We start from the raw sequence: 5,326 nt of genomic DNA, 5'->3' as shown, positions 1-5,326 counted from the left end.
CCGGGCCGGTGCCGCACCACGAGTGCCCCGGACAGGCCGCAGGCGACCACGAAGAGCAGGGAGGCCGAGTCGGTGACCGGGGTGCCCGCGCGGATCGCCAGGACCCAGGCCAGCGCCGCGAGGGCGACCACGACGGCGGCCGCGGGGTAGGCGAGCCTGCTCACCTCTCGATCACGAACGGCGGCGGGTGAACGTGAACGCCCCGATCAGCCACAACGCGCCCGGGAGCACCGCTCCGTACTGGGCCGGGGCCGCCTGCGTGGCGATCAGCAGCACCGCGCAGACCACTCCGAACCACGCCGTCGGCCGTCCGACGGCGCGGTGGCGCAGCCCGGCGACCGCCGTCGCCGCGGCGCTGCAGGCGAGACCGGCCCACAACCACGGGACCGTGTTGTAGAAGACCACGTAGCCGCCGATCGAGTCCGGGTCGAGCGGGCCCTGCAGCGCCCACCACAGGTCCGTGTCGAACCCGGCACCGACCAGCAGCGCGACGGCGGTCAGCCCCACCCCGGCTCCCGCGACGGCGGGCAGCAGCGAGACCGGCGGCAGGACCCCGCGCAGGTGCCGCACGAGACCCGCGCCGAACACCACGAGCAACCCGGCCACCACCGCGCACACCACCTGGTGGACCAGCACGAGCAGCGTCGACCCGCGGACGGCCGCCAGCAGCCGCTCGTTGTCGGCGAGCAGCCCCGCCGCCGGGTCGTAGAGGTTGGCGGTCGCCATCAGGCCTGCGAGGCCGAGGACGCCTGCGGCGACCCCGCACCACGCCCACGCGGTGGGTCGGGTCCGGGGGATCGCCGTCGTGGGGGGCTCGTCGGCCCGCAGGGGTGTCGTCATGGGGCGAACCCTCGCCCGGATCCCGTCCCGACCGCCCGTGTCATCGTGTCCCGGGCGCCCGGGACAGGCCGTCACACAGCTGTAACGCGGGACACCTTCCCCTGACACCAAACTGTCGACAATCGACCAAGTGCAGACAGCGACAGCAGCTCCCCCGATGGGGGTGAGAGCGCTCCGGACGGCCTACAGGGCAGGCACGCTGCGTCCCCTCACCGTGGTCGAGGACGTCCTCGCGCGCATCGCCAGTCGTGGGGACGACGCGGTGTGGATCTCCGTCGTCGCCGCCGCCGACCTGCGGCGTCGGGCCGCCGAGCTGGAGCGGCTCGACCCGGCCGAGCTCCCCCTGTACGGGATCCCGGTCGCGGTCAAGGACAACATCGACGTCGCAGGGCTGCCGACCACGGCCGCCTGCCCCGCCTTCGCCTACACCCCTGCCGTCGACGCCGGGTCGGTGCGGCGGCTGCGGGAGGCGGGCGCGATCGTCGTCGGCAAGACGAACCTGGACCAGTTCGCCACCGGGCTCAACGGCACCCGCTCCCCCTACGGCGCGCCCGAGAGCGTGTTCGGCGGCGACCTGATCTCCGGGGGATCGAGCTCCGGGAGCGGGGTCGCCGTCGCCGCCGGGATCGTGCCGGTCGCCCTCGGCACGGACACCGCGGGTTCCGGGCGGGTGCCCGCCGCGCTCAACGGGATCGTGGGTCTCAAGCCGACCCGGGGGCTCGTCGGGGCGTCCGGGGTGCTGCCCGCCTGCCGGTCACTGGACTGCGTCAGCGTGTTCACCCGCGACCTCGCCGACGCGGCCACCGTCCTCGAGGTCCTCGCGGGCCCGGACCCGGCGGACCCGTGGTCACGCACCGGACCCCGGACGCCGGTGGGGGACCTCGTCGTCGCGCTCCCCGACGGGCTGGACTTCGACCGCGGCGACGGCACCGTCGACGGGCCCATGGCCGAGGCCTTCGCGCGGGTCGCCGAGGGTGCGGCGGCCACAGCCGCCGGGTTCGTACGGACCGGGGTGGAGCCGCTGCGGGAAGCGGGCGACCTGCTCTACGGCGGACCGTGGGTCGCCGAGCGGCTGGCCGTGCTGGAGGGCTTCCTCGCCACGAACCGCGACGACGTCCTGCCGGTCACCCGCGCGGTGGTCGAGCGCGGCGCGGACTTCTCCGCCGTCGACGCCTTCCGCGGGACCTACCGCCTGCAGGAGCTCAAGGCCTGGGCGGCGGGGCTGTTCGCGACCGCGGACGTTCTGCTGCTGCCCACCGTCGCGACCACCTTCACCCGCGCCGAGCTGGCCGAGGAGCCCGTCTCCCGCAACCTCGTCCTCGGCCGGTACACGCAGTTCACCAACCTGCTCGATCTCGCCGCCGTCGCCGTGCCCGCCGGGTTCACCGGCGACGGACGGCCCTGCGGGGTGACCCTCGTCGGCCCCGCCTTCTCCGAGACCCGGCTGCTGGCCGCAGCCGCCGCGCTCGTCACCACACCGATGGAGGCCCCATGACAGGCTCTGTGGACTACGGCACGAGCACGCGCACCGCGACCATCGGCCCGGTCGCGGCCCGCCCCTACGCCTGGCCCTTCGACAGCGCGGTGCCCGCGTCGAAGGTCGCGATGATCAACATCGACTGGCAGACCGACTTCTGCGGGCCGGGCGGCTACGTCGACCGGATGGGCTACGACATCTCGTTGACCCGCAAGGGACTCGGCCCCACCGCACGGCTGCTCGCCCACGCCCGGGAGACCGGGATGCTGGTGATCCACACCCGCGAGGGCCACGCACCGGACCTCTCCGACCTGCCCGCCAACAAGCGCTGGCGGTCGAAGCAGATCGGCGCGGAGATCGGGTCCGAGGGTCCCACCGGGCGGATCCTCGTCCGCGGCGAGCCGGGCTGGGAGATCGTCCCCGAGGTGGCGCCGATCGCGGGCGAGGTCCTCATCGACAAGCCGGGCAAGGGGGCGTTCTACGCGACCCAGCTCGACCTGGTGCTGCGCTCGGGCGGGATCACCCACATCCTGCTGACCGGCATCACCACGGACGTCTGCGTGCACACCACCATGCGCGAGGCGAACGACCGCGGCTACGAGTGCCTGATCCTGAGCGACTGCACCGGCGCCACCGACCCGTCCAACCACGACGCCGCCCTGCACATGGTGACCATGCAGGGCGGGGTGTTCGGCGCCGTCGGGACCTCCGACGCCGTCGTCGAGGCGACCACCTGGAGCACCCCGTGACCACAGTCGACGCCGCACCCGGCGCCTACACCTTCGATCCCGCGACCACCGCACTGGTGATCATCGACATGCAGCGGGACTTCTGCGAGCCCGAGGGCTTCGGCGAGACCCTGGGCAACGACGTGTCGTTGCTGCGCAGCGTCATCCCGCCGCTGCAGGAGGTCCTCGCCACCGCACGGGCCACCGGCATGACCGTGATCCACACCCGCGAGGGCCACGTCCCGGACCTGAGCGACTGCCCGCCCGCGAAGCTCAACCGCGGCGAGCCCTCGCTCCGGATCGGCGACCCGGGCCCCAAGGGCCGCATCTTGATCCGCGGCGAGTACGGCCACGACATCATCGACGAGCTCAAGCCGGAGCCCGGCGAGCTGGTGATCGACAAGCCCGGCAAGGGGTCGTTCCACGGGACCACCTTCGGCGCCGAGCTGGAGGCGCGCGGCATCACGAGCCTGGTCGTCGCAGGGGTCACCACCGAGGTGTGCGTGCACACCACCGTCCGGGAGGCCAACGACCGCGGCTACGAGTGCCTCGTGCTCTCGGACTGCACCGGCTCGTACTTCCCCGAGTTCCACCGCGTCGCGCTCGAGATGGTCGCCGCCCAGGGCGGGATCTTCGGGTGGGTCGCGGACTCCACCGCCCTACTGTCCGCCCTCACCGCCCAGGAGGCCGTGGCATGACCACGACAGAACCCACCGAGAAGCCCGCACCGATGAAGCTGTCCTGGTGGGTCACCGGGGACACCAACGCGTTCTTCGGCCTGGGGTTCAACACCCTGGTCAACGTGCTGGTGCTCTCCGGACTCTGCCTCGGCGTGATCAACATCCCGGGGGCGGACGTCTTCGGCGTGATCCTCCCGGCGCTCGGCGTCCAGCTCCTGATCGGCAACGTCTACTACACGTACCTGGCCCGGCGGCTCGCCCGCCGCGAAGGCCGGACGGACGTCTGCGCGATGCCGTACGGCCCGTCCGTGCCGCACATGTTCATCGTCGTCTTCGTGATCATGCTGCCGATCTACCTGACGACCAACGACCCGCTCGTCGCCTGGGCGGCGGGGCTGGCGTGGTCGCTCATCATCGGCGTGATCGTGCTGCTCGGCGCGTTCGTGGGGCCGTACATCCGCAAGTACACGCCGCAGGCAGCCATGCTCGGCACGCTCGCCGGCATCTCGATCGCCTTCATCTCGATGCGGCCCGCCGCGCAGATGTTCACGGCGCTGTGGATCGCCCTGCCGGTCATGGTGATCATCCTGATCGGGTTCTTCACCGACCTGAAGCTGCCGGGCAACATCCCGGTCGGGCTCGCGGCGCTGCTCGTGGGCACGGCGATCGGCTGGGTCGGCGGGTACATGTCCGGCGACGCCGTCGCCGCCGCTGCCTCGGACGTGTCCGTCAACCTGCCGTGGTTCGACTTCGGCAGACTCGCCGACGGGCTGGCGGACGTCGCCCCGCTGCTCGCCACGGCCATCCCGTTGGGCATCTACAACTTCACCGAGGGCATGACGAACGTCGAGTCCGCGGCCGTCGCGGGCGACGAGTACAACCTGCGCTCGATCCTGGTCGCCGACGGTGCGGGCGCGATCGTCGGTGCGGCCCTGGGCTGCCCCTTCCCGCCCGCGGTCTACATCGGACACCCGGGCTGGAAGGCCGCGGGCGGCCGGACGATGTACTCGCTCGCCTCCGGCGTCGTGATCGCGCTGATGTGCTTCCTCGGCCTGTTCTCGCTGCTCGGAGCCCTGCTCCCGCTGCCGGCCATCGTGCCGATCCTGCTGTACATCGGCCTGCTGATCGGCGCCCAGGCCTTCCAGGAGACCCCGAAGCGGCACGCCGTGGCGGTGGTCATCGCGATCATCCCGAACATCGCCTCCTGGGCGACGGGGCTGATGAACAACGCCCTCTCCGCCGCCGGGACCACGGCGGCCGAGGTGGGCGAGGACGCCTTGGCGAACGCCGGGCTCGTCTACCACGGCACCGCGCTGCTGGGTGGCGGCGCGATCCTCGCCGGTCTCGTGCTGGGCTCGATCACCGCGTTCATCATCGACAAGAACTTCTTCGCCGCCGCGATCTACTCCGCGATCGGCGGAGTGCTCGGGTTCATCGGGCTCATCCACGCGGAGTCCGTCGGATGGAACGTCGGCGGGCAGATCGCGCTGGGCTACCTGTTCGCGGCCGTCGTGCTGGCGATCTTCGGGCTGGTCATGCGGGGTCGTCAGGACTCGGACGGGGTCCGTGAGGACCAGCCGGTCGCGGCCGACCTGGTGGGC

5 protein-coding genes are annotated in these 5,326 nt (G+C 72.3%); 4 read left to right on the top strand and 1 reads right to left on the bottom strand.

Annotated elements, in window-relative coordinates; all coding sequences use genetic code 11:
• Nucleotides 1–171 precede the first annotated feature (171 nt).
• Nucleotides 172–840: a hypothetical protein gene (locus tag H5J29_RS19720; protein WP_181782524.1), complete on the bottom strand. Its 669-nt coding sequence runs from the start codon at nucleotides 838–840 to the stop codon at nucleotides 172–174.
• 157 nt (nucleotides 841–997) lie between these two features.
• On the opposite strand from H5J29_RS19720, the gene atzF reads away from it, so the two are divergent.
• The 4 genes from atzF to H5J29_RS19700 form a co-directional block, all read left to right on the top strand.
• Complete coding sequence (atzF, locus tag H5J29_RS19715; protein WP_181782523.1) at nucleotides 998–2,335, top strand: allophanate hydrolase; 1,338 nt, start codon at nucleotides 998–1,000, stop codon at nucleotides 2,333–2,335.
• A complete protein-coding gene (biuH, locus tag H5J29_RS19710; protein WP_181782522.1) occupies nucleotides 2,332–3,066 on the top strand; it encodes a biuret amidohydrolase in 735 nt (244 codons plus the stop codon). The genes atzF and biuH overlap by 4 nt, the downstream gene beginning before the upstream one ends.
• Nucleotides 3,063–3,743, top strand: coding sequence for a cysteine hydrolase family protein (locus H5J29_RS19705; protein ID WP_312858314.1), 681 nt, complete (start codon nucleotides 3,063–3,065; stop codon nucleotides 3,741–3,743). Before biuH ends, H5J29_RS19705 begins: the two co-directional genes overlap by 4 nt.
• The coding region (locus tag H5J29_RS19700) for a regulator (protein WP_220187660.1) at nucleotides 3,740–5,326 on the top strand (1,587 nt) is incomplete at its 3' end. The genes H5J29_RS19705 and H5J29_RS19700, both read left to right, overlap by 4 nt.

It is taken from the genome of Pseudonocardia pini (genome assembly GCF_013870575.1).
Taxonomy (GTDB): domain Bacteria; phylum Actinomycetota; class Actinomycetes; order Mycobacteriales; family Pseudonocardiaceae; genus Pseudonocardia; species Pseudonocardia pini.
The sequence above is the reverse complement of the archived record's forward strand: the minus strand, read 5'-3'. Positions and strand labels throughout refer to the sequence as shown.